The 25998-nt window shown below is 34.9% G+C and carries 25 protein-coding genes; 1 reads left to right on the top strand and 24 read right to left on the bottom strand.

Annotated elements, in window-relative coordinates:
* Window positions 1-25 precede the first annotated feature (25 nt).
* The 4 genes from LAU42_RS05125 to LAU42_RS05110 all read right to left on the bottom strand — a co-directional run bounded on the left by LAU42_RS05125 (window position 26) and on the right by LAU42_RS05110 (window position 4021).
* Entirely contained in the window at window positions 26-889 is an 864-nt protein-coding gene (locus tag LAU42_RS05125) for a 2-oxoacid:ferredoxin oxidoreductase subunit beta (protein ID WP_224184608.1), read from the bottom strand.
* Window positions 890-2623 (bottom strand): 2-oxoacid:acceptor oxidoreductase subunit alpha, encoded by a 1734-nt coding sequence (locus tag LAU42_RS05120; protein WP_224184607.1) that lies wholly within the window; start codon window positions 2621-2623, stop codon window positions 890-892.
* A gap of 103 nt (window positions 2624-2726) precedes the next feature.
* Entirely contained in the window at window positions 2727-3221 is a 495-nt protein-coding gene (locus LAU42_RS05115) for a hypothetical protein (RefSeq protein ID WP_224184606.1), read from the bottom strand.
* Window positions 3222-3232: 11 nt separating this feature from the next.
* The gene (locus LAU42_RS05110; RefSeq protein WP_224184605.1) at window positions 3233-4021 is read right to left on the bottom strand and encodes a TIGR00282 family metallophosphoesterase; all 789 of its coding nucleotides are present in this window, start codon (window positions 4019-4021) and stop codon (window positions 3233-3235) included.
* Window positions 4022-4115: 94 nt separating this feature from the next.
* Here LAU42_RS05110 and LAU42_RS05105 point away from each other — a divergent pair, with 94 nt between their 5' ends.
* Window positions 4116-4298: a hypothetical protein gene (locus tag LAU42_RS05105; protein ID WP_224184604.1), complete on the top strand. Its 183-nt coding sequence runs from the start codon at window positions 4116-4118 to the stop codon at window positions 4296-4298.
* A gap of 31 nt (window positions 4299-4329) precedes the next feature.
* Here the strand turns inward: LAU42_RS05105 and rny are convergent, their stop codons facing one another.
* The 20 genes from rny to LAU42_RS05005 all read right to left on the bottom strand — a co-directional run bounded on the left by rny (window position 4330) and on the right by LAU42_RS05005 (window position 25950).
* Window positions 4330-5889: a ribonuclease Y gene (gene rny, locus LAU42_RS05100; RefSeq protein WP_224184603.1), complete on the bottom strand. Its 1560-nt coding sequence runs from the start codon at window positions 5887-5889 to the stop codon at window positions 4330-4332.
* A 218-nt stretch (window positions 5890-6107) separates the two neighbouring features.
* Window positions 6108-7166, bottom strand: coding sequence for a recombinase RecA (recA, locus tag LAU42_RS05095; protein WP_224184602.1), 1059 nt, complete (start codon window positions 7164-7166; stop codon window positions 6108-6110).
* Window positions 7167-7439: 273 nt separating this feature from the next.
* Window positions 7440-8021, bottom strand: coding sequence for a CDP-diacylglycerol--glycerol-3-phosphate 3-phosphatidyltransferase (pgsA, locus tag LAU42_RS05090; protein WP_224184601.1), 582 nt, complete (start codon window positions 8019-8021; stop codon window positions 7440-7442).
* Between the two features lie 16 nt (window positions 8022-8037).
* Complete coding sequence (locus LAU42_RS05085) at window positions 8038-8868, bottom strand: helix-turn-helix domain-containing protein (RefSeq protein ID WP_224184600.1); 831 nt, start codon at window positions 8866-8868, stop codon at window positions 8038-8040.
* Between the two features lie 12 nt (window positions 8869-8880).
* The gene (locus LAU42_RS05080; protein WP_224184599.1) at window positions 8881-9675 is read right to left on the bottom strand and encodes a YmfK family protein; all 795 of its coding nucleotides are present in this window, start codon (window positions 9673-9675) and stop codon (window positions 8881-8883) included.
* A 9-nt stretch (window positions 9676-9684) separates the two neighbouring features.
* Entirely contained in the window at window positions 9685-10392 is a 708-nt protein-coding gene (locus tag LAU42_RS05075; protein WP_224184598.1) for an SDR family NAD(P)-dependent oxidoreductase, read from the bottom strand.
* Window positions 10385-11653, bottom strand: coding sequence for an EF-P 5-aminopentanol modification-associated protein YfmH (gene yfmH, locus LAU42_RS05070; protein WP_224184597.1), 1269 nt, complete (start codon window positions 11651-11653; stop codon window positions 10385-10387). The genes LAU42_RS05075 and yfmH overlap by 8 nt, the downstream gene beginning before the upstream one ends.
* Window positions 11634-12884 carry an EF-P 5-aminopentanol modification-associated protein YfmF gene (yfmF, locus tag LAU42_RS05065; protein ID WP_224184596.1) on the bottom strand — a complete coding sequence of 417 codons (1251 nt, stop codon included), beginning with the start codon at window positions 12882-12884 and terminating at the stop codon, window positions 11634-11636. The genes yfmH and yfmF overlap by 20 nt, the downstream gene beginning before the upstream one ends.
* Window positions 12885-12893: 9 nt before the next feature.
* Window positions 12894-13607 (bottom strand): GntR family transcriptional regulator, encoded by a 714-nt coding sequence (locus LAU42_RS05060; RefSeq protein ID WP_224184595.1) that lies wholly within the window; start codon window positions 13605-13607, stop codon window positions 12894-12896.
* 11 nt (window positions 13608-13618) lie between these two features.
* Window positions 13619-15853, bottom strand: coding sequence for an FtsK/SpoIIIE family DNA translocase (locus LAU42_RS05055; protein WP_224184594.1), 2235 nt, complete (start codon window positions 15851-15853; stop codon window positions 13619-13621).
* Window positions 15854-15912: 59 nt separating this feature from the next.
* Window positions 15913-17586, bottom strand: coding sequence for a ribonuclease J2 (rnjB, locus tag LAU42_RS05050; RefSeq protein WP_224184593.1), 1674 nt, complete (start codon window positions 17584-17586; stop codon window positions 15913-15915).
* Between the two features lie 116 nt (window positions 17587-17702).
* Window positions 17703-17957 (bottom strand): hypothetical protein, encoded by a 255-nt coding sequence (locus tag LAU42_RS05045; protein WP_224184592.1) that lies wholly within the window; start codon window positions 17955-17957, stop codon window positions 17703-17705.
* 68 nt (window positions 17958-18025) lie between these two features.
* Entirely contained in the window at window positions 18026-19216 is a 1191-nt protein-coding gene (locus LAU42_RS05040; RefSeq protein ID WP_224184591.1) for a M16 family metallopeptidase, read from the bottom strand.
* Window positions 19217-19272: 56 nt separating this feature from the next.
* Entirely contained in the window at window positions 19273-21384 is a 2112-nt protein-coding gene (gene pnp / locus LAU42_RS05035) for a polyribonucleotide nucleotidyltransferase (RefSeq protein WP_224184590.1), read from the bottom strand.
* 114 nt (window positions 21385-21498) lie between these two features.
* Entirely contained in the window at window positions 21499-21768 is a 270-nt protein-coding gene (gene rpsO, locus LAU42_RS05030; protein WP_015912457.1) for a 30S ribosomal protein S15, read from the bottom strand.
* Window positions 21769-21886: 118 nt separating this feature from the next.
* Window positions 21887-22840, bottom strand: coding sequence for a bifunctional riboflavin kinase/FAD synthetase (locus LAU42_RS05025; protein ID WP_224184589.1), 954 nt, complete (start codon window positions 22838-22840; stop codon window positions 21887-21889).
* A gap of 9 nt (window positions 22841-22849) precedes the next feature.
* A complete protein-coding gene (gene truB, locus LAU42_RS05020) occupies window positions 22850-23746 on the bottom strand; it encodes a tRNA pseudouridine(55) synthase TruB (RefSeq protein WP_224184588.1) in 897 nt (298 codons plus the stop codon).
* Window positions 23747-23812: 66 nt separating this feature from the next.
* Window positions 23813-24886 (bottom strand): acyltransferase family protein, encoded by a 1074-nt coding sequence (locus LAU42_RS05015; RefSeq protein WP_224184587.1) that lies wholly within the window; start codon window positions 24884-24886, stop codon window positions 23813-23815.
* Complete coding sequence (gene icaB / locus LAU42_RS05010) at window positions 24879-25700, bottom strand: intercellular adhesin biosynthesis polysaccharide N-deacetylase (RefSeq protein WP_224184586.1); 822 nt, start codon at window positions 25698-25700, stop codon at window positions 24879-24881. The genes LAU42_RS05015 and icaB overlap by 8 nt, the downstream gene beginning before the upstream one ends.
* Window positions 25701-25731: 31 nt before the next feature.
* A complete protein-coding gene (locus LAU42_RS05005) occupies window positions 25732-25950 on the bottom strand; it encodes a hypothetical protein (RefSeq protein ID WP_224184585.1) in 219 nt (72 codons plus the stop codon).
* Window positions 25951-25998 lie beyond the last annotated feature (48 nt).

Here is a 25998-nt window from a genome sequence, read left to right as displayed (position 1 = left end):
ACCATTTATACTATATTATTAAGTTTTATTTAAATTGCGCCATTAATGCATCAAATTCTTCCTGCTTAATGTTTAAATCTGCCTTCGTTAAGTTGTCACTATATCCTTCGATTTGTGACTCGTATGTCGGTGCTTCTGTATCCTGATACACAATACCTGTTACAAGTCCATTATGCTCATGTACAGTATTCATAGCAAGTTGTTTATTTTTATAATCATATCCATCAATATCTGATAATTTCGTTAAGTTTTCTTTAAACCAATCGTACGTATTCACTTTATTGTACGTCACACATGGTGAGAATACATTTACGAATGAAAACCCTTTATGATTGACTGCCGCTTCGATAATCGCAGTTAAATCTTTAATATCACTTGAGAAACTTTGCGCAACAAATGTTGCCCCACTCGCTAATGCAAGTTCAAGTGGTGAAACGTGTTTTTCGATTGACCCTTTAGGCGTTGTTTTTGTTACGAACCCATGTGCAGAGCTCGGTGATGTCTGACCTTTCGTTAAGCCATAAATTTGATTGTCCATAACGATGTATGTGATATCGATATTACGACGCAGTGCATGAATTGTATGTCCCATTCCAATCGCAAATCCGTCTCCATCACCACCAGAAGCGATTACTGTCAACTCCTGATTTGCCATCTTCACACCTTGTGCCATTGGTAATGCACGTCCATGAATAGAATGGACGCCGTATGAATTCACATATCCTGATAAACGTCCTGAACAACCGATACCTGTAATTAATGCAAGTTGTTCTGGCTCAAGGCCAATATTTGCACATGCTTTTTGAATCGCAGCTTGTACTGAGAAGTCTCCACATCCAGGACACCAGTTCGGTTTCACATTATTTCTGAAATCTTTAAATGTTGCCATCTATATTAACTCCTTTAAAGTTGCATTGATTTTCGCTTCAATTTCATGTGGTAAATATGGTGTGCCATCATATTTACTCATTTGAATCAGCTTACCTTGATGATGTGTATTCATCTTAATAATTTGTCCGAGCTGTCCATTAAAGTTATGCTCTACAACAATAACTTTCTTCGCATTATCGATTGCATTTTGTACTTCTTCAGCAGGGAATGGATGGAGCTGTTTTATATGGAGCTGATTCACTTTACCGTCCACTCTGCTGATTGCTTCATCTATTGCACCGTACGTTGAAATATATCCGATAACTAATACATCAGATATATCATGATGTTTATGATAAACGACTGGTTCATTTATCTTTAATTTTTCCAGTTTGCGCATGCGTTTTTCCATTTGCTTAGCACGATTCACAGGTGATTCGCTCGGTTTACCTTCTTCGTTATGTTCAACACCTGTTACGTGGTGAATACCATTTTTAACTCCAGGAATCGTTCGAGGAGAAATACCGCTTTCTGTTACTGCATATCGTTTGAAGTAAGCTTTATCTTCACTTGCTTCAACTTCAGTAACGAGTGCACCACGGTCAATATTTATTTTTGTATAATCCAGTACTGGTACTGTCTGTTTACCGAGTGACAATTGTAAATCACTTAAAATAATAACAGGGCATTGATAAATTTCAGCTAAGTTAAATGCTTCATTTGTTAAATAAAACGCATCTTCTGCTGTAGTTGGGGCAAGCACAATTTTCGGAATCTCACCATGTGTGCCATAAATCATCTGCATTAAGTCCGATTGCTCCTGCTTCGTTGGTAATCCTGTTGAAGGACCACCACGCATCGTATTTACGATTACTAATGGCTGCTCTGTCATACCACTAAGTCCGATTGCTTCCATCATTAATGATAATCCAGGACCACTTGATGCTGTAAATGCACGTACGCCTGCATAGTTCACACCTATTGCCATCACTGCTGCTGCAATTTCATCTTCTGTCTGTATAACGGTTCCACCAAAGCGTGGCAATTTATCAATCATATACTCCATAATTTCACTCGCCGGTGTAATCGGGTAAGCAGCCATAAATCGAGCACCACCTGCTAATGCGCCAAGTGAAATCGCTTCGTTACCAATCATAAATAAATGACCCGCTTCTGTTGACGGTTCTAATTTAAAATCAGATGTTAATTCCGTGTGGCTTTCAATTTCCGCAAATCCTTTATGAAGCGCTTCTTTATTTAATGCACAAATCTTTTCGCCTTTTTTTGCGAATAAATCATCAACAAGCACTTCAAAATGTTTTAAATCTACACCGATTAAGTTCGCTGTTGCACCGACTGCAACCATATTTTTCATTAATGCCGTTCCAAGTTCTTTCGCTATTTCGGTAAAGCCCATGCTGATAAATGCACCTTTATAATCTTCAGGTGCTACCGGATCAAACTTACTATCTGCAAGAATAATCCCTTCATCTGTTAATTCATGATAATTTAAATCAATTGTCTCCTGATCAAATGCAACAAGGATATCTAGATCATCACTTATCGCATATACAGGTGTCGTAGATACACGAATTTTATTGTTAGTATGACCACCTTTAATACGTGATGAGAAATGACGATATCCATATAAGTAATAGCCTAAACGGTTGAGTGCCGTTGAAAATATTTCTCCAGTACTTTCAATACCTTCACCTTGCTGACCGCCGACTTTCCAAGAAATTTGTGTCTTCAAAACAATTCCTCCCTAATTTAACTATCTCTAATATAACAGAAAAACCTATGTCTATATAACAGACATAGGCATTTTGCATAAAAATCAGTCGAATGGCCGATAATTAAACGAGATAATCCTTTAAGTTAATTTCACCATATTGTGTTTCGTACGCATATACAACAGCATTAATTTTTGAATATAAATATTTCGTCAATTCAGGACTTAATATTATATTCGCAACTTGCTCATCCTTATCCGGACCTTCATAGTAAAGTTCCAGTAAAAATGAAATATGATTAAAGTTCACGACGATGTTATTGACATATTTCAATGTTTTTTCTAACTCACAAATTGGTGTCTTTGTGTTATACAACTCAGAGCGATATGTCTTAATATCCATAATTTCATCTTCAAAATCTTCAATCGACGCTGCTAAAGATTCACTTATTAATTTCGCGCTTATCATCGACATAATGAGTGAACATTGTTTTACAATACCTTCAGGAACTACCTGATAAAAATGCATAATCATATCGTAATCAAATCTTTCTAACGCTATATAATTATAATATTCATTTTGAATTGTATGTTTAGTCAATTCTTTTTTCTTTAACATGATGTTGCTCCTTATAATGGATGATCTTCATTAATTAAAATACGTTCTATTTTCTTTGCAGTTCCGTCAGATTTCAGTTCAGCATATATACCACTTAATACCCCACGGCCACTATCGGGAACGACATGCTTTACAGGCATCCCGGTTAAAAATCGATGGATGACTTCATCTTTGTTAATTCCGAGTATTCCATCATAAAACCCAGTCATACCTACATCCGTAATAAATGCAGTCCCATTCGGTAGAATTCTGCTATCACTTGTCTGAATATGTGTATGCGTTCCGACGACAATACTTGCACGACCATCTGCATAATAGCCGAATGCCCCTTTTTCACTCGTCGTTTCTGCATGGAAGTCTACAAATATATAATCCGTTTCCTGTTTCGCAATTTCATAGAGTGCATCAAACTTCTTAAACGGGCAGTCACTTTGCATCATAAATGCACGGCCCTGCAAATTGATTACTGCTATTTTTTTATCGTTAAATTTAATTATTTCCATCCCTTTACCTGGTGCTGCATCAGGAAAATTAGCAGGACGAATGATTTTATTGCTGCTGTTTAATAAGTCATAACTATCACGTACACCATATGTATGATTCCCCATCGTTACACAATCAACGCCAAGTGTCATCATTTCTTTAAATATCTTTTCATTTATACCACGTCCATGTGCGGCATTTTCACCATTTACAATCGTAATATTCGGTGCATACTTTTTCTTTAATTGTGGTAAGTATTCACTTAACATGTTTCGCCCAACTGCACCTACAACGTCTCCGATAAATAATATCCTCATAATTCACTACCCCTACTCTATTTGTCTTTATTATATAGAAAATTTCAACTGAATTAAATGATTTATATGCGTATAATAAGATTGAGGTGATAATATGCATACTTTAGGAACTACTCTCGTTTTATTTATTGTATTTTTTACGACATATTTAATATGTGACCGCATCAGCAATATATTCAGAACAGTAAAGCAACGTCCGAAATATAAATCTGCACTTGTCGGTGGTATCATTTTTTCAATCGGACTTTCAATCATGCAATACTGGTCGACAATGTAAAAAATAGAAAGCGCAAATGCGCTTTCTATTTTTATTTTGCGTATTCTACTGCACGCATTTCACGTACAACAGTAACTTTTATATGTCCAGGATATTGAAGTTCTTCTTCAATCTGATTTTTTATATCTCTTGCGATTCGATGTGCTTTTAAATCATCGACTTCTTCAGGAGTTACAATAATTCGAATTTCTCTACCAGCCTGAATTGCAAATGATTTCTCAACACCATCATAACTTTCTGAGATTTCTTCAAGACGTTCTAAACGTCGTACATAATTTTCTAACGTTTCACGTCTTGCACCTGGACGTGCTGCACTTAAAGCATCTGCAGCTGCCACAAGAATTGAAATAATACTATTTGGCTCTATATCTCCATGATGTGAGTGAATTGCATTTATCACTACAGGGTGCTCGCGATACTTTTTCGCAAGATCTACACCAATTTCAACGTGCGAACCTTCTACTTCGTGATCGATCGCTTTCCCGATATCATGCAGTAAACCTGCACGCTTTGCAAGTGCTACATCTTGACCTAATTCGGCTGCAAGCATACCAGATAGATGTGCAACTTCAATTGAATGTTTTAACACATTCTGGCCATAACTTGTACGATATTTCATACGTCCAAGAATTTTTACGACATCAGGATGTAAATTATGTATTCCGAGTTCGAACGTTGCAGCTTCGCCTGCTTCTCGGATAATTTCATCAACTGACTTTCTCGCTTTTTCGACCATTTCTTCAATGCGTCCTGGATGTATACGACCATCAGACACTAATGATTCCAGTGCTGTCTTTGCGATCTCTCTTCGTATTGGATCAAAACCTGATAAAATAACTGCTTCTGGCGTATCATCGATGATTAAGTCAACACCTGTCAATGTTTCTAAAGTACGGATGTTTCGACCTTCACGACCGATAATTCTACCTTTCATCTCATCATTTGGAAGGTTAATTACAGAAACTGTAGATTCAGAAGTATGTTCAGCAGCTAATCGCTGTACTGTTGTAGCTAAAAGCATCTTTGCCTTTTTATCGACATTTTGTTTTGCTTCCTGCTCTTTTTCTTTTACCATGACTGCAATATCATGTGCTAACTCTTCTTCAACCTGATCAATAATTTCTTGTTTCGCCTCTTCTTGTGTCAATCCGGAGATGCGTGTTAATTCCTGTTCATGTTTTGCTATGATACCTTGAACACTTTGCTCTAACGCATCTACTTGCTGTTGCTTTTCTTCAATTTTAGATTCTTTTTGTTCTAAAAGATCATCCTTTTTGTCTAAAAGGTCGCTTTTACGATCTAAGTTTTCTTCTTTTTGAAGGAGTCTTGCTTCTTGTCTGGCAAGTTCAGAACGTCTATCTTTGTAATCTTCTTCAAGACGATCACTTCGTTTTTGATATTCTTCCTTTGCTTCAAGAAGTTTCTCTTTCTTAAGACTTTCAGCTTCTTTGTTTGCTTCTGCTACAATATGTTCAGCAGTTGTTCTTGCTTGTATTTGCTGATTCATCAACATATTTTTTGCAACAAAGTAACCAATAGCAACACCGACTATGATACTAAGCAAAATGTATAAGAGGATAGTTAAGCTCACATAAACACCTCCTTATTTGCTTTTATATATCAATAAAACAGTATATGAAATGGCTTCATATAAATTAATTGTACGTTTATGTAGTATACTCGTCAAGCAGTCATAAAAAATTAAATATATAAATTTACAATATTTTACGCAATTTATTGTAATATTAATTTTATTATAAATACATTACAAAACAGAGAAAGGAATAATGCCCTTTCTCTGTTAACTGATTATTCTAATTCCCCATCAAACAAATCATCTTCTCCAACGACATCTTTTGGTGTCTCTGGCTGCTCAAGTGATGCACCGACACCCATCGCTTTTCGGATTTTCTGATCGATTTCATCTCTCACTTCTGGATTTTCTTTTAAGAATGTCTTAATGTTCTCACGACCTTGACCGATGCGTTCTCCGTCATATGAATACCATGCACCTGCTTTTTGAAGTACTTCATACTCTGCACCTAAATCAACGATTTCACCTTCTCTTGAAATCCCTTTACCGTACATAATATCAACTTCAGCAACTTTAAATGGTGGTGCAACTTTATTTTTTACAACTTTAATTTTCGTTCTATTTCCGACAATATCCTGCCCTTGTTTTAACTGTTCTGCACGACGTACTTCTAAACGTACTGAAGAGTAGAACTTAAGTGCACGACCACCAGGAGTCGTTTCAGGATTACCGAACATAACACCAATTTTTTCACGAACTTGGTTGATGAAAATTGCAATTGTATTCGATTTAGAAACTGAGCCTGAAAGTTTACGCAAAGCTTGAGACATTAATCGCGCCTGAAGCCCCATATGCGAGTCTCCCATTTCACCTTCAATTTCTGCTTTCGGTGTTAATGCTGCAACTGAATCGACAACAATGATATCAATTGCACCACTGCGCACGAATGCTTCAGCGATTTCTAAACCTTGCTCACCGTGGTCTGGTTGAGATAAATATAAATTCTCAATATCTACACCTAAATTTTTAGCGTATACCGGATCCAATGCATGTTCTGCATCAATAAATGCTGCAACCCCACCTTGACGCTGAACTTCAGCAATCGCATGTAAAGCAACTGTCGTTTTCCCTGAACTTTCAGGACCATATATTTCGATGATACGTCCTTTTGGATATCCACCTACACCAAGTGCACTATCTAAAGTAATAGAGCCACTTGAAACAGTAGAAACATTACGGTCTGTACTATCTCCTAATTTCATTACAGCACCTTTACCGAATGATTTCTCCATATTTTTAATAACTGTATCTAAAGCCTTCTGTCTTTCGCTCATATTATTCCTCCTGATGAATAAATAAATGTTTCTATATTTAAATTTCAATACTTTATAAAGTGATGAACTACATTTACTACTATACGCATATCTATAAAAAATAGCAAGCAAAAAGCGAACGTCTGTTTGTATTTTTTATGCTAAAATTCAAAAATAAGAACGTGTAAGCGATTTATTTTTTATATTTTATGCAATTATTTAATAATAACGCGAAATTATTTAATTTCTGCAATAAAAAACAATGCCTGCATTATACAAGCATTGTGCTTTAAATTATTTAGAATTTTTAAATACATCTCGCCCATGATAAAAGTATTCAATACCTGATAAAATCGTAAAGAATACAGCAACATACATTAAGTAATAACCTGCATCAATACCAGTCCATTGTGAAAATGGCTCATTCAACAGTAGTAATGTCATAGATAACATCGTAACTGCAGTTTTAATTTTACCGAGCTGACCTGCTGCAGAAACAAACCCCTGTTCAATTTGCAATAATCTCAGTCCTGTTACCGCAAACTCACGTGCAATAATAACGATTGCAATCCATGATGGAATGATATTTAATTCAACAAGTGCAATGAGACCGCTCGATACAAGTAATTTGTCCGCTAGAGGATCTAAAAATTTCCCCATATTCGTAACGAGTTGCCACTTACGTGCTAAATAACCGTCAATCCAATCTGTCAATGACGCAAAAATAAATATCAATGCAGCAATAAACTGCTCAATACGCATCACTTGTGACCCTAATATTTCGATTTTACCCATACCGAAATCTGCAAGTAAAAAAATTAAAAAGATTGGTATGAGGAGTACTCTCGCAACAGTAATCTGATTTGGTATATTCATATAATTCATCCTAACTCTAGTTTTTTACTACTTTAAAATAGTATGTTCTCGTAATGAGATTTTCTGCTTCTTTCGGAATCGAAATTTTCTGTTTATTAATATAGATATCTGTCGATGTAGAATTTCCAGATATAATTGTTACATCTTTAACATCTTTATCTATATTGAACGTTTCCTGTTTCAGTTCTTTATAAGCATAATTTTTCTTGTTATTATCAAACACTTGCACCCAGTTCGGTACTTTTGAATCAATTTTAATTTGTAAAGGTTCATCTGTCTTAATTTCGTAACTCAAATTACTACCATCAAAGTTTTTATAAACAACATTCGTAGACGATTTCGTTTCCTGCTTTTGCTGTGACTTTTTCTGCACATTCTTTTTTGGGGTAACTTCTTCTTTCTTTTCAACGTTTACATTACGGGAAGGATTGATTGATGCAGGTTTAAAAGCATGATCACGATCTTTAATTAAAAACTGGCTTAAAAACCAAATGACGAATAAAATTGCTAATATACTTAAAATAATTGCAATCATCTTACGCGCTGTTTGATCTTTTTCTTCAACGAGTGATTGCTTCATATTATCGATTGCTTCTTTCGCTGAAATCTTTCTTTCTGGAAGCTCTGACTCATGCTGTTGAATTAATTCTGAACCGTTTAAGTTAACTGCACTCGCATATTTTTCAATAAATCCTCTCGTATAATCAGGATTTGGCAAACGGTTGAAATCGTTCTTCTCAATCATTTCTATATATTTCTTCTGAATTTTTATTTTCTTTTCCAGGTCAATCAATGTCATTCCTAGTGATTCTCGTTTAGATCTTAGTTTTTGACCAATTTGTTTCATTAACGTACTCCTTTATAAAAAGAATCCAAAGTCATTATTATCAAATAGATTATTTTTTGATAATTGTTCATACGTAATTTCCTGATCTTCTGTTTCTCGTATTTCGATAATATAATCAAAATCTTCGATAGAATAATCTGTCTTCTGAACAAATAAATCTGGATGTTCTATTACTTTAGTTGCAGGTAACGCCATCACTTCCTTGATTAAATCAAGATGTTCATGGTTCTGCTTTATCGACAATGCACCGTCGATAATATAAATATGTTTATCGTCATATTCACCTTTAAAAAGAGAATTTCGAACGGTCTGTTTAATCATTGTAGATGAAATAAACAACCACTTCTTATGCGCACATACACTCGCTGCAACGATAGATTCTGTTTTACCAACACGTGGCATACCTCGTATACCAATTAATCTGTGACCATCCTCTTTAAATAATTCTGCCATGAGGTCAACAAGTATACCGAGTTCTTTACGTACAAAACGGAAAGTATTTTTTTCATTCGTATCCTTTTGAATATACTGTCCATGCCTTACAGCAAGACGGTCTGTTAATCGTGGTTTACGTAATTTAACGATTTCAATATCATCCAGCTGACTGATAATATGCTCAAAACGTTTTACCTTTTCTTCATTATCTGTCTTAATTAACAGACCGCGTTTACCTTGATCAACACCATTAATCGTAACAATACTGATGCCCAACGCACCAAGTAAACTTGATACATCGCCGAGTAAACCTGCACGGTTAATCACGATTTCATACTCCAGATACCATTCTTTTCTTAACGTTTGTTCCATAATGCCCTCCTATATGTACCATCCACCATTGATACGCATTACAGTACCTGTAACGGATTGCGCATGCATATCCAGTAACTGAAGCACTGCGAAACTAATTTCAGATGGTTTTACAAGTGTTTGCTGGGGGATTTGCTCTATAACATCAGCAACATCACTACCGAGTGCATCTGTCATACGACCTTTTACGATGCCAGGAGCAATAATATTTGCCGTAACATTTGTTCGCGCATATTCTTTTGCAATCGACTTAATAAAGCCGATTTGCGCTGCTTTAAAGCCACTATATATGCTTTCCATACTGCTTCCTGTTTCTCCCCAGATAGAACTTATTACAACAATTCTACCACGCACACCTTGTAATAAACCACTAGAAGTGTATTGAACACATTTAATTAAATTAAAAAAGTGAATATTGTATTGTTCATCGATCGCCTCATTTGACACGTCCTTAAGCTCAGCGAAATATGAACGCCCCGCTGCATATATAAGCCCATCGACATGATTGATCATCCACGGTTCAAATGGATTTTGCAGCAATGGCTTACATAGGTCAAGCTTTATAAAAGAAACTGCTCGACCATTAAATGCCTCTTGAAGTTCACTTAAACACGTATTAAAGTACTGTGCAATGACTTCGTGACCAGCATCCAGAAGATCATGAGTGATTTGACGGCCAATATCACCACTCGCACCAAGAACGATATATTTACCCATTCGGCAACATCCTGCTATCCGTAACTGCAGCACCGGAAATTGTCGCTTTATAAGTTTGAATACAGCCACTTAATGAAAGGCTTTCTAATATTGGAAGTAAATCAAATAAAATAGCACCATTAAAGAAATAACGTGTGAATTGATTTGCGATATATTCCGGGCTATTCATACTGGATACATATTCACCTATTGTTTGCTTTACGAGGCGATCAAATGCAGTCTGATCATATAATGCTTCAAAGTTATGCAGTTGATTTAATAGACGCTCCTTCAGCACTTCTGGTTGATCTGTAGCACCTGCAATTAAAATATGAGAAAACGTCGGTTCAATAATAAAGTTGAATCCGAAACTATCATCAATAAGGTGATCTTCTAATAACGACTGATAAAATTCGGTCTGTTCACCAAATAATAAATCAAGTGCAAACAATACTTCCATCTCCAGTTTCATATGAGATGACTCATACGTGTGAATCTGGGTTTTAATTCCGAGCATTAACTTATCTTTCTGCACGTTTTCAAATGACTGGATATATGGTTGATAAACATTAGCAGGCTCTTCAAACGCCATTAGCATGACATCGTTAAATTCTTTATGTTTATAACTTATTTCATTTACATATGTATATAAATCAAATGGATCTACATCGCCGACGATAAACATCACCATATTTTCAGGATGATAAAACGTTTCAAAACATTGATAAAGTGTTTTATCAGTAATTTCAGATATGCTATCTACTGTACCTGCTATATCATACTTTACTGGATGCGTGTGATACATTGCATTCATCGTCTGATAATAAAGTTTATAGTTCGGCTGATCCTGATACATCTTTATTTCTTCAGCGATGATTCCAACTTCTTTCTGTACACTTTCTTCTGTAAAATATGGTGTATTCAGCATGTCCATCAATAACTTGATGTTTTCTTTTAAACTTTCCACTGTTGTAAACAAGTAGCTCGTTCTATCATAAGATGTAAACGCATTTGCAGAACTTCCGTATTTCGAAAATGCATTAAACATATCACCGTCTTCTTTTTCAAACATTTTATGTTCTAAAAAATGCGCAATACCTTTTGGCATATGCATCAATGTATCATCAATATAAAAATCATTATGGATGGAACCATACTTTGCAGTCATTGTTACATAAGATTTCTGAAAGCCATGTTTAGGAATAATGAATAAGTCTAATCCATTGTCCAGTTTAAATTCATATAACGTTTCATCTACACGATTATAATATGTTTTCTTCATTGTAATCCTCACTTGTTAAACAATAAATGGTGTGGAAATATCCGGTTTTTGCGAGTTCTATAATATCCGATTTTGTTACAGATTGAATCCCCTTAATCCACTCATCATTTGTTATTTGTTTTCCGAATGTATTTGAAAAAGTTGCTTCAATAAATCCTTTCGGGCGGTCCATCGACTCTAATCTGCTGTTTATGATCAAGCGTTTTGAAAGCACGATTGCCGATTCATCAAACGTGCCGCTTTTTATGCGGTCAAATTGATCAATAATTGTATCGATGGCCTGCTTACGGCTATCCTGATTGACACCAGCAAGTACATATAATAACCCATGACGTGCATCAATTTGGCTATGTATTTGATAAGCTAAACTCATCTTTTCTCTGACATTCATAAAAAGCATACTTGAAGGATCGCCACCGAATAAATGATTTAATACAATGAAACTAAAGTATGACTTCTCCGGATGTACAACATCAAATTTCATGCTGATGTTTAAACGCGCTTGCGTCGTTTTTATCTTTTCTTCAATGTAGGCAGGCTTAGCGTTCTTTTCAATAATGAACTCCGGTAATTTCACAATATTCGCTTCTAATCCAATATATTTCGAGTAAAGATCATATATTTTATCAAGTGAAACTTCTCCAACAGTATAAAAATGAATTTCATCATTCTTTTTCATACTTTCAAACGCTGCATAAAGTTGCTTCCCATCTATATTGTCCAATTGTAGTTCGTCACCAAAACTCGGTAAACGATTTGGATCATCGTGGAACATCGATTTGAGTAACTGATAAAATCCATATTGCCCAATATTCTCTTTAATAGATTCAAATTTATTTTTTAGTAATCGCTTTTCCTGCTTTACTTGTTTACTAACGAATGCTCCATTTACGACATTCGGATTAAACAACACTTCGTGTAACAGCTGAAATGCCGCCTCTAAAACATTAGAATCTGATAAATACTTATCATTCACAATATCGATACCAATCGTTAATACGTGTGCGTTATTCTGTTTAATTACAGAACTGTATAAATGTGCACCATATAAATCGGCAAGATGATTCATCATATCAATTTCCGTATTATACTTTGCAGTTGTCTTATGAATCAACTTTGACAATACACTTCGAACGGTCATTGTTTCTTCATGAAGCGGTGCTTTAAATTTCAAAACTAAAGATACCGTTTTAAATTTACTTGTGCTCAATATTTCTATATTTTGCTGCATAACGTTCTCCTATTTTCTTATCGTTCGTTTAATTTTAAACTTAACTTGACTGGATTTAAAGTAATTCATTGAATATAATACCGGCTCATCCTGATCATTATAATGAACTTGTCTGAATAGTAATAAGCTATCTTCTGGTGCACATTGCAATGCATTTGAAATATATGGTTCATATCCAAGTGATTCAATCTCAGTCGTTGCATAGCGAATCGAAATACCACTATCATGTAGCATTTCAAATAATGATCGTGATTGGCTGGATGCATAAACATTAAAAGATTCAAGGTTAATTTTATCAAGGCAATATACAACAGGATTGTCATCAGCTGTACGTATTCTTTCAATTACTGTAATGCTTCTATCATCATTAATATTTAAAACGACTTTATCATCGAGTGATGGTTGTTCTAAATCCTGACTTAAAATCAATGTACCCGCACGAAAACCTGCTTCTTCAAACATCATCGTTATACTTTTTAGTTCATCTACCGGATAATCAAATGGTGGCGCTACTTTTACAGAATATCCTTCCTGAAAGTGCTCCGTTATGATTTGCTCTGTTACAAGTTCATGAAATGCAAGTTCAATTGCATCTCTTGATATATTAATCTGTCTTGAAATATCATAATGTGATGGCAATGCATCCCCACGCTTTAATTCACCTGTTTGAATTTTTGATAATATCCAATCTTTTGCTAATACAACGTCTTGATTTGCAGACACGTTATTCTCTCCTATTCTTCGTTAGCCTCTATTAGTACACTTCTCGGTTTACTTCCTGTTGCAGGACCGATAACACCGTTTGCTTCCAGCTCATCTATTAACCTTGCAGCACGATTATATCCAATTCTAAACTGTCGCTGTAATAAACTCGCTGACGCTTTTTGTTTTTCAATAACGAATGCATATACATCTGCATATAATTCATCTTCTGAATGACTTTCACTTTCTTCTACTGCATCCGGTTTCATTTCTTCAATATAATTTGCAGACTGCTGACTTGTAACGTAGTTTACTACAGCTTCAACTTCAGCATCTGATAAAAATGCACCTTGTATTCTCGTCGGCTTAGACTGCCCATAAGGTAAATATAACATATCTCCTTTACCGAGTAGTTTTTCAGCGCCTTGGCTATCTAATATTGTTCTTGAGTCGACAGCACTACTCACACTAAAAGCGATACGTGACGGGATATTCGCTTTAATTAAGCCCGTTATAACATCGACAGAAGGACGTTGCGTCGCAATAATAAGATGAATACCAGCAGCACGCGCCATCTGTGCAAGGCGCATAATCGCCGCTTCTACATCTTTACTTGCAACCATCATTAAATCAGCGAGCTCATCAACGATGACAACTATATAAGGTAATTTTGCATTTTTTTCATTCAGTTCTTTATTTTGTCGCTCTAAATAATCGTTATAACCTTTAATATTTCTCGTGCCTGTATGACTGAACAAGTCATAGCGACGTTCCATTTCACCAACAATTTTTTGTAATGCCTGCGCGGCTTTTTGTGGATTTGTTACAACAGGTGTTAACAAGTGTGGAATACCATTATATACGTTCAGCTCAACCATCTTCGGATCAATCATCATTAATTTAACTTCATGTGGTTTTGCGTGCATCAGTATACTCGTAATAATTCCATTGATACATACAGACTTACCACTCCCTGTTGCACCTGCAACGAGTAAATGCGGCATTTTATCCAGTTCTGCGGTAATGGCATCACCTGAAATATCTCTACCAAGTACGACTTTTAATTTATTATCCGTTACTGGTGATGCTTCAATGACCTCTCTTAAAGTTACCATTGATATCGTCTGATTCGGCACTTCTATCCCAACAGCAGACTTTCCGGGAATAGGTGCCTCAATACGAATATCTTTTGCTGCAAGTGCGAGTGCAATATCGTTATGTAAATTAACAATTCTACTCACTTTAACGCCCATCGCTGGCTGAATTTCATACTGTGTAACTGCCGGACCAATTTTAATCTGACTTACTTTTGCATTTACACCGAAATTCTTCAATGTCGTCTCCAACAATTGTCCGCGTTTTTTTACCATTTGCATATTGTTTTTCGCCTTCTCTGTAGCGGCATTCAGTAAATGAATTGGTGGTAGTTTATAGTTTATATTTTCATCTTCAGAAATAGGTTGCTCATGTATTTGATCGACTTCTTCAATCGTTTGCTGATAGGCATTCTGCTCAACTTTTTCGATTGGTAAATCGTCTTTTATAACCGACGTATTTCCGTCATATATCGGAATTTCCTCAACTTCTGTTACCTCCTCTAAATGCGTAACGTCTGCTGGTTGTTCATGATTTTCAATTTTTGTTTCTTTTTGCGAGCGTTTATGATTGTAATAATTTGTAATCATTTTTTGTATGTCTTTGACACGATTAATTATAAAATGAAGCAGTTGTTGAGCAGCTAAACGTATTGACTTACCTAAAATTAGCAGTATGCTCATCACGACCATAACGATAGAAAGCATTAAGGAACCGACAGTGCTTAATAACGTACTGAACAGAACATCATAAATGTAACCGATAATGCCACCGCCAAAGAAATGAATGCCTGTTCGTGACTGTAACTCATAAATTGTATTAAATATCGGTTTGATTGTTTTACCATTTATAATATGCTGAATCACCTGTAAAAATGATGGAAATGCAAAAAGCATAAACAACCATCCGTTAACACGTCTGTTCAGTGGAATCATTTTATTATTAACGGCGTAATACATCGTAATTAATATTATAAGTATATACACATAAAACCTTGCACTACCCGTTAAATAGGCAAACAAACTATCAATACCTGTGCCAAGAATTCCAAATTGCAGCATCCCGATCACCATGGCAGATATTATTATTAACGCAAATAAGTAACGGTATGGCGTCGTGTTGTTCTTTTTTGCCGGTCGTCTTTTCTTTCTCGTTTTTTTCTTAATTGCCATATTAACACCTACTTTACTAAATAAATAAACAAGCTAATAATAGCTTGTTTATTCTTGAATTAAATTTCTGAAATCACAGGGATGATCATCGGACGACGCTTCGTATGTTCATATAGCAACTTACTTAACTTGTCACGCATTTCCTGTTTAATTTCTGCCCATTCAATTTTATTTTTAGTTAAACCTTCTTCAACTATCGCCTGTACTTTCTCTTCAGCTTCCTTAAGTAATGCTTCACTCTCACGTACATATACAAATCCTCTTGACTGAATTTGCGGTCCCGCGACAATCGTACGATTTTTAGGGTCGATTGTCACTACAGCAATGAATATACCATCTTCACTTAACAATCTTCTGTCTCGAAGTACAATATTACCGACATCCCCTACACCTATACCATCAATTAAAACGTTCCCTGCAGTTACTTTTTCATTAGGTAGCATGTGTTCACCATCAAAGTTTAAACAGTCTCCTTTTTCTAATAAGAAAATATGTTCTGGTAGCACACCCGCTTCTGCTGCTAACTTCGCATGTGCGATCTGCATTTTAAATTCACCTTGTACTGGTACAAAATAAGTCGGTTTCATCAAATTAAGCATTAACTTTAACTCTTCCATACACCCATGTCCAGAAGCATGAATCTTTTTATTTGTTGGTACAACGTGTGCACCCGCTTTAACTAAGTGGTTTATCGTTGACCCTAATATAACTTCCATATTAGATGATGGTGTCGTCGTAATAAATACTGTGTCACCTTCTTCGATGTTTAAAATATTATGTTTATTCATAGCCATCTGTGCTAACGCTTCAATCGGTTCTCCCTGCGTACCTGTAGCTATTATAACCACTTCATTCTTCGGATATTTCTCTACATCTTTAATCGGGATGAGTAATTGTTCCTTAATATCGAAATAACCTAACTTTCTCGCGATATTAAATGAGCTTTCTAATGACTTACCTAAAAATGATACTTTACGGTTATTTCTTGCAGCACTATTTAAAACTTGCTGAATACGAATAAAGTTTGATGCATAACATGATACGATAATGCGTCCCTTCGCTTTAGCAAACTCATCATTAATATGGCTTTCAATCACGTTTTCAGGTGTATTATATCCAGGCTTTTCAGCTTCAGTTGAATCACTGATCAACATTAATACGCCATTATCACCAATTTGACCCATCTTCGTTATATCTGGACGATAACTTCCAGATAAACTTTGATCAAATTTAAATTCCCCAGTATAAACTATCGCGCCATGTGATGTATGAATTACAATACCTAAGCTATCAGGTATACTATGAGATGTACTGAAAAATGATACGTTTACATTTTTAAAACGCATAACAGAATCATTATTTACAGTATAATATTTAATCTTTTTGTTAATTTTTGCATCTTTCATACGGTCCTTAACGAGCGCTATTGTTAGTCTAGAACCATAAATCGGAGCATCGATCTGATTCATAATATACTTTAGTGCACCGATAGCGTCAACATGTCCATGCGATAAAAAGATACCTTTAAGTTTTTCTTTGTTTTCTAACACGTAATTAATATCCGGAATAACAACATCAATCCCTAACATTTCATCTTCCGGGAACATTAACCCTGCATCTAACATAAACATTTCATCGTCTACTTCAACGATATACATGTTTTTTGCAATTTCACCTACACCGCCAAGTGGTGTCATCTTTATATGTTCATTTTCTTTTTTTACTAAATTCAAAATATTTCCTCCTAATATTTACCCGTTCAATTATATACTCTTTATATTATAAGCTAATCAGAGAGGAATTAACAATAAAAAATGCACAACCTTCATCAGTAGGTTGTGCATGCATATTATTTTTCTAATTCCATCTTGAACTCTCCACCAGCGAGTGTATAATGCTTTAACGTTAAACCTGCAGATGCATAACGATCAGTTTCACCTTTGAATAGTACAAGCTTGACCGGGGCATTAGTTGTTTCAATTTGTTTGAAGACAAGACCTACATCTTCGCTAGTTGTAGAAACTTTTACAGTTTCATCTTCAATTCTGAAACGCCCTTCTGCTTCAATTACTGAATCATTCACTTGAATCTTATCAAATACCATAGTTACATCTCCTTGTTTATATAGTCAATTTCATTATACTCCTTAATGCATTTATTATCTATAAAAACCTAGTAAATTCGGTAACTTGCATACGCTTTCTCAAATAACTTCAATGCGTTATTAACTTCATCAAGTGTCACATTCATAATTTTTTGTTCAAGCGCCTCTATTTCGTAAATTTTATTATATAGCATCAAGCTTTTACCCATATGCTCCATTATCGAACCATCATAATCTAAATTCATATATAAGTTCGTTACTAAATAATGTTGCGTCTTCGTCAGCAGTTGTATATTAATACCTTGCGCAAGTTCATTGTGAATTTTGTTAATTTCTTCTAAACATAGCGTTATATTTTTCGCATCTGTTGCAAAATATGTATAAAGTACGCCACCTTCTTTATACGCATCTACTGAAGAATATAAGGCATAACATAATCCAAGTGATTCTCTAAGCTTGCGGAATAAAAAGCTTGTCATGCTGCCACCATAAAAGTTATTGATGATTTCATATACCGCAGACTGCTCATCGAGATAACCGATGCCTTCATGTGCAAGAATTACATGTGCCTGTTCCATACTTTCCTTATGGTGTTCAATGTTTACATGATTTACTTTAAATTCTTTATCATGATACGTTACACTATGCGAACAATCTATTTGCTGGAATATCTTTTTAATCTGCTGTTCATTCGTACCTACATAAGACAAAATCATATTATTCGTTTGATAAAATTGATAATAAAAACTTTGTAGCATATTTCTAGTGATTGCATTAACGCTTTCTACTGTTCCAAGAATTGGCGTGCTAAATACAGTACCTTTAAATAATTCACTTTCGAATTGTTCAAAAGCACGTTCCTCGTCGTCATCTTCAATCATCTTAATTTCTTCAAGAATGACTTGTCGTTCTTTTTCTATTTCATCCGGTGGAAACGTCGCATGAAAAACCATTTCTTCTAATAGTTCAATCGCTTCTGCTTCAAAACGCTTCAATGTTTTAATCGTATAGCAAGTATACGTTTTTGTCGTATACGCATTCACCTCTCCACCAAGTGCATCGATTTTTTCCGATAGCTCCTGGAACTGGAACTTATTTGTACCTTTAAAAACCATATGCTCGATGAAATGTGCGATACCTGGTGGATAATGATATTCATCTATCGTGCCTGCTTTAATATATAATCCAATATGAACGACTTCTAAATTCGTATGATGCCATGCAAACTGCATGCCATTATTTAATTGTAAATGTTTCAATATTTCACCTCACATTACCATTATAAAAAGGTGAGACAGCCGTCTCACCTTTAAGATTATTTCTCTTCAGATGCTTTCTTTTCTTCTTCTAACAGCACTTTACGTGATGCGTTAACACGTCCTTGTTTATCAATTTCCGTTACTTTAACTAAGAACTGATCACCAAGTTTTACGACATCTTCTACTTTGTTAATGCGTTCTAGTGCTATATGAGATATATGCACAAGCGCATCTTTTCCTGGGAAGATTTCTACGAATGCACCAAATTTCTCAATACGTTTAACTGTTGCCATATAAATCTGACCTACTTCAGCTTCACGCACAATGTTTTCGATTAACTTTTTCGCTTCCTGAATCATCTGAGCATCACTTGAACCGATAAATACTGTACCATCTTGTTCAATATCAAGTTTTACGCCAGTTGCATCAATAATTTCGTTGATTTTCTTACCACCTGGTCCGATAACATCACGAATCTTATCTGGATTAATATGAATGATTTCAATTTTAGGTGCATACTGACTTAATTCTTTTCTTGGCTCACTAATTGTACTTAACATATGATCCATTATATGCAGACGGCCAATACGTGCCTGTTCTAATGCTTCGCGTAATATGTCTTCAGATAATCCATCAATTTTAATATCCATCTGAATCGCAGTAATACCTTCTTTCGTACCTGCAACTTTAAAGTCCATATCACCTAATGCATCTTCCATACCTTGAATGTCAGAAAGAATCGTATAATTGTCATCTTTCGTAACTAATCCCATTGCAATCCCTGCAACAGGTGCTTTGATTGGAACTCCTGCGTCCATTAACGCTAACGTAGAACCACAAATTGAAGCTTGTGAACTTGAACCGTTTGATTCTAAAACTTCTGATACAACTCGAATTGTATAAGGGAATTCTTTCTCATCCGGAATTACTTGTAACAGTGCACGCTCTCCTAAAGCACCGTGACCGATTTCACGACGACCAGGCGCACGAATCGGACCTGTTTCACCTACAGAGAAGTTTGGGAAGTTATAATGGTGCATATAGCGTTTCTCTTCTTCTACACCTAAGCCATCAATAATTTGATGTTCACCTAGCGCACCAAGTGTTGCAACTGATAACGCCTGCGTTTGTCCACGTGTAAATAGCCCTGAGCCATGCGCACGAGGTAAAATACCAACTTCAGAATCTAGCGGACGAATTTCATCCGGACGACGACCATCAGGGCGTACTTTTTCCTCAGTAATAAGGCGGCGCACTTCCTCTTTAATTAATGCATCGAACTTTTTATTAACAGCAGTAATTACCATTTCATCCTCACCTTCAAATGCTTCGATGACTTGTAATTTAATCGCTGTAATATTTTCTTCGCGTGCTACCTTCTCCTGTGTCTGAATTGCTTTTGATAATTCAAGTTCTTCTGCGAGTTGTTCTACTTTTGCTTCAAGTTCAGCATCAGTTTCAACTGGAACGAACTCAGATTTTACAGGTTGAATTTCATCAATAATTGATTTCTGGAATTCAACAAGTTTCTTAATTTCGGCATGTCCAAACATGATTGCTTCTAACATTTTGTCTTCCGGAACTTCTTTTGCTCCTGCTTCAACCATGTTGACAGCATCAAAGTGACCTGCAACTTGCAGATCAAGCGTTGAAACTTCACGTTCAGCAACGTTTGGATTAATAATAAACTTGTCATCTACTAACCCTACATTTACCCCAGCAATCGGACCTTCAAATGGAATATCAGATACTGATAAAGCCATTGATGAACCAATCATTGCAGCCATTTCAGGAGAGTTATCAGGATCAACACTCATTACAATTGAAATCACTTGTACATCATGACGATATCCTTTCGGGAATAAAGGACGAATCGGACGGTCGATTAAACGAGATGTTAACGTTGCATCCTCACCGGGACGTCCTTCACGTTTATTAAATCCACCAGGAATCTTTCCAGCTGCGTATAATTTCTCTTCGTAATTGACCATTAACGGGAAGAAATCTACGTCTCTCGGTTCTTTACTTGCTGTAGCTGTTGATAATACAACTGTATCACCGTAGCGAACGAGAACGGCACCGTTTGCCTGTTTTGCAAGCTGGCCCGTTTCAATAATTAATGGACGACCCGCCCATTCAGTTTTAAATACTTTCTTTTCTTGAGACATGTTGTATCTCCTCTCTCACATATATCCTTAATCATAACATGACATTTCATATTATGTCATAAAATGCATAAAAAAATCGAAAGAAACGGATGTTTCTTTCGATTAAAAATAGAATTAACGACGTAATCCTAATGATTTGATTAATTCACGGTAACGTTGAACATCGTTCTCACGTAAGTAAGTTAATAAGTTTTTACGACGACCTACCATTTTTAATAAACCACGACGTGAATGGTGATCTTTCTTGTGCGTACGTAAATGCTCGTTTAACGCATTGATTTCTGCTGTTAAAACTGCGATTTGTACTTCTGGTGATCCTGTGTCTGTTTCATGTACACGGTATTGTGCAATGATTTCGTTTTTACGTTCTTGTGAAATTGCCATTGTTAATAGCCTCCTATAAATTTAATTTACACCATAACCTGAGCATAAAGTCGGAGTGATCTATAAGCCAAGGAAAGGTACTTCGTTATTATACCATGATTACGAAAATAATCAATCATTAATCAATGTGTAATGTATTTAAAATTTCAATCGCTTTTTCTTTGTCTTTATTGATTTGAGCAATTAAACTATCAATACCATCAAACTTTTGCTCAGGGCGTAGGAAATCATGCCATTCAACTTCTACGCGCTCACCGTATATCGAATCAGAAAAATTAAAGATATTGACCTCTATAGAAACTTGCTGCTTCTCAGGATCATGGAATGTCGGTTTTACACCTACATTACATACCCCTTTATAAACTTTACCTGTCTGCTCAATTTTAATCGTGACAGCATAAACGCCTAGTCGCGGTAAAACAAAGTTTTCATTCGGCTCAACATTTGCCGTTGGAAATCCAATCGTACGGCCACGCTTTTCACCTTGAACAACGAGTCCTGTAATTTTATACGGTCGTCCCAGTTGTTTATTCGCAGGTTTTATATTGCCTTCTTTTAAATCTTTACGAATTAAAGTTGTCGATACCTTTTCATCATTTAAAGCATGGCGTTCAACCATCGTTACTTCAAAGCCATCTTTATCCGCTTCAAGTTTGAGCATATTACCTTTTCCATATTTACCATAAGTAAAATCAAATCCGGCAACGACTTCTTTCACTTTGTTTTTAGTAAAGTAATTTGCAATAAAGTCGCGCTCTTCCATTTGAGCAAGAGACGATGTAAAAGGAACAATGAATAAGTAATCGATGCCCAAATTTTCTAAAATTCGCTTTTTCTCGTGCATCGGTGTTAAATAATCCGTTCGCTGTTTCTCTGGGTTTAATACAACGGATGGATGCGGATCAAATGTCATCACAGCTTTTTTCAAACCTCTTTCAGCTGCAATATGAGACATTGTTTCAATTACTTTCTGGTGACCTGTATGAATACCATCAAAAAAACCAATTGCAAGTGCACAAGGTTCATGTTCGTAACATAGTTCTATCGGATGTATCATTTCTATTGTTTTCATAATAATCCCCTAATTAAATACTTTTTTCGCTTTTATTAAACCCGGATGTTTTTCATCAGGTATAAAGATTGCGATTACTTTATCATTGTACGTCATCACCGTCTCATCTTCAATTGGCGGGCTCATCTGACGCAGTTTCTGACCAAATAAAATTTTTACAGAAGTCGGTTCATCGACCGCAACATGTGGCATATGTTCAAGACCTGCTTCAATCGGTTTAAAATACGAATCTATTTCTTCAAACGGTACTTCACGTAACGCATCCAGCGTGATGCATTCATCAAGCTTAAAACCACCACTTTCTGTACGTGTCAAATCTGACATATGCCCAATTGTACCGAGCTTATCCGCAATTTGTGTCGCAAGTGTTCTGATGTAAGTTCCTTTACCACATGCCACTTCAATATTGAATACACATTTATTATCGATATAACGTACTGCACTTGTTCGCTTTAAATCATAAATTTCAACAATACGTTCAGGTCGCTCAACTTCAATACCTTCACGTGCATATTCATACAACTTTCGTCCTTTTACTTTAACAGCTGAATACATCGGAGGAATTTGTTTTATACTACCTGTTAAATCACATAGTACATCATCCACCTGCTGCTCAGAAAAACCACCATGATTAATATTAATCTGCTCAATTACATCACCGTGTGCATCTTCTGTAGACGTTTTTATGCCAAGCGTTACTTCTGCAACATAACGTTTACCACTTTGCATTACATAGTCACTAATACGCGTTGCTTTACCGACACAAATCGGCAATACACCATCCACTTCAGGATCCAGCGTGCCAGTGTGACCAACTTTCTTCGTTTTTAAAATTTTACGCAGTTTAAACACTACATCATGACTTGTCATACCGCGTGCTTTGTTAATACCGATAATGCCATCCATAAAAAAACACTCCTTCAGTAAACTCTAGAATAGTTTACATGAAAAAGTGTGTTTGGTCTATTGATGTTAAGTTTCAACTTTAATATTACCTTCTTCTATTTGAAATGGACCTTTTCCGACAATAAATTTTGAAAAACTCATCTCTTTGAAAAGTAAACCAATTCCAATACAACATCCTAATGTAATCAATACGCTTATGATTATAAAGAGTATTGTATATCCTTCGAATCGACTCGTATAAATATATATTGTGTCGATAAGCATCGGATGAATTAAATAAATAAAAAATGAATATGCACTAACAATAGTAAAAAATTTAAACATAAATGGAATAATAGTTTTAGCAAATACTAGAATTGCTAAAAACATAACAATACAATACGGAAATATTGACCAATTAAAGCTTGTCACAGTCCAAAAATCATGTTTTTGTGAAAATATAAAAAATACAAACGAAATAATTATTGAAAAAATCATGATGCTTATATATTCTGATAAAAAATTTAGAATTTCTTCATAATACAGTCCAATAAATGATCCTACAAAATAATAACCAATCCATCCAAAGATAAAAGTATTAGGAGATAAATAGTAGTGATTCTCTACTAAATTTAAAAATTGCGTATTATTTTCAAAATTGTATAAATAAACCATATTAATAATAACAGAAATCGTGATTATTATTTTTGACTTAAAAATATTAATGTTAAATTTTTGATTAATAAAATATATTACTTTTGTAAGTAAATAAAACTGAAAGATAACTAATATAAAGTAGCCGTACCAGTTCCCCTTTATTACTGCATCATAAAATATTAAATTAAACGGACGACGCAAATACATGTACTCACTAAAAGAGTAAAAAGTACCAATAACAAGGTAAGGAATTAAAATATATTTTATACGTTGCAAAAGAAAGTTTGGTGGAAGTTTAATTTTATAATTCATCGTAATTAATACTTGGCTTAACATGATAAAGCCAGGTGTACCAATAATGAAAAGCATACGAACCCAATAAAGCGTTTCAATTTGTTTATCATCTGGACTAGTATTAATTGTATACTGAGTAAACAAATGCGTAACTACTACAAATACACATAACAAACTTCTCAAATAATTTAATTCAACTTTTTTATTCATCTTGTTCAAAACCTTTCCACTTTGTCACAACATGTACAAATGAATCATGATTTACAAGAATTCTAGGTAATTCATAATCATTACTTTTTTTAGTGATAATATCTTCTTTTAATGTGAATGCATATTTAAACCCAGATTTCTTAATTGATTTAATAGTTTCATCATTGTACTGACCATAAGGATATGCATAACTGATAGCATCAGTTTCTGAAAAGTTCGTTTGCAAATAACGCTTTGATTTTTTTGCATCATCAGCAACTTTATCAGATTCATCAACAAGTACTGATACATCTCCTTTTAAATCATGCAAATTGTGTGTGTGAGAACCATAAGTCCATACTCCGCTATCATACATTTCATCTAATTGATTCTGTGTCGTAATTTGTAAATTATTGAAATCATCCTGTCCAATAGCGCTACTGATAATAAATCCAGTTGCTTTTAATTTATGCTTTTTTAAAATTTCATGTGCAACCTCATATGTTGAAATATCCATATCATCAAAATTTAAAAATACACAACCTTTTGGAAATTTATTATTTTTTTTATATTTTATGAGTTCATCAATGGAAACAAAAGTTGCATTATGATTTTTCAACCATTTAAGTTGTTCTTCAAATTCCGTATCTGTAATACTATATAAACTCATTTCTTTACTGTTAGTAATTAATAGTAATATTTTATCTAATAAAGTATCTTTTCTAATACGATGATAATTTAATGCAATACAGCCATTAGTTTTATTGAGTTTATTATTATGTTCATTGTCCGTGTTTGCCTTTGTTTGTTGATCAACGCTAAAAATCGATGCCACTATTAATACGATAATAACGATTATCCTTAAATTATTTTTCATTTGATCGCTTCTCTCTGAGTTTCATATTAATGATATAGCTTAATAATAAATATATTGTAATAAATATCGATACATAACCGAGTATGACTGCGGTATCATATACTTGGTATAATTCTATATTTAATGCATTTCTAATCAACTTAAATTCATAATTATTAATTCTGCTGAATAAAATCGCTAATATAGCAACAACTGCGATGCAATACATCCATAAACTTAAAGAAAAGAAATAAATTATACATTCACGAAAAATATT

The organism is Macrococcus armenti, from assembly GCF_020097135.1.
In the GTDB taxonomy this organism is placed as follows: Bacteria; Bacillota; Bacilli; order Staphylococcales; family Staphylococcaceae; genus Macrococcoides; species Macrococcoides armenti.
The sequence above is the reverse complement of the archived record's forward strand: the minus strand, read 5'-3'. Positions and strand labels throughout refer to the sequence as shown.